The sequence below is a fragment of the Psychrobacter sp. 1Y4 genome (genome assembly GCF_051847555.1).
Genome location: NZ_JBPYDE010000321.1, coordinates 1 through 856 on the forward strand (window position 1 = coordinate 1; position 856 = coordinate 856).

Below are 856 nucleotides of genomic sequence, written 5' to 3' on the forward strand. Positions count from 1 at the left end.
GGCAAGTTCATACCGGCGCGATGCCGCGCCATGGTGATGTGATGGTTTATTTTGGTAATTGGTATGCTGACTTGTTATACAACGTCATGCGCATAGCAACATCAAATACTGAAAATAAAAAGAAGCAGTCAAAAAATCAAAAACATATCGATACAAATACGCTGCCTATTGCGAAATGGCAAGCTTATTTGCAGCAGCAATTAGCCGAGCTCAAAGCATTTGAGCAGGACCTTGTAGCCAATCAGACTAGGCTACTGAAATGCTGGTTCCATGTGGATATGGAAACACTGCATAGCCGCCTACAAGATAGTGAGGCTGATCCGCAGTTTTTGTATCAAATTGACTGGAACAGCAAAAAAGTGATCGAAAAGTTTAATGAGGTTGCAGCCACTCTTTTACGGCAACAAGATGACTGGATCATCATCGATGGTGATGATAAATCGGCAGCGGCTGATAATTTTTGTCATGAAGTCCTACATGCGATGCAAATGGCGCTCGTTAGTAGTCGTACCAGTACAACCGAATCTACAGAAAAAAAACCACCGTCCAAGACAAAAAAATCCAAACTAAAAGTTGAACAGGCGCCGTTTGAACCGGTAAAGATACCGAAAAGCTTGACCAATATTGATGATTCAAAGATCAGTAAGTCTGAATATAATGATGCTTTGGCAAAGAAACAAACACATCTCGCTGAATTACTACGGGCGCGTCAAGGTCGTCATGTTGTCTTTGCCTTTGAAGGCATGGACGCGGCTGGGAAAGGAGGCGCAATTAAAAGGCTAGTTGCCGCACTCGATCCACGTGAATATCAAATTTACAATATCGGCGCACCGATGTTATACGAGACTCAGCATCC

1 pseudogene is annotated in these 856 nt (G+C 43.1%); it reads left to right on the forward strand.

The annotated features are described in order from the left end of the window. Positions 1-856, forward strand: a pseudogene (locus ACS8FC_RS16055) (ATPase); the annotation flags it as partial.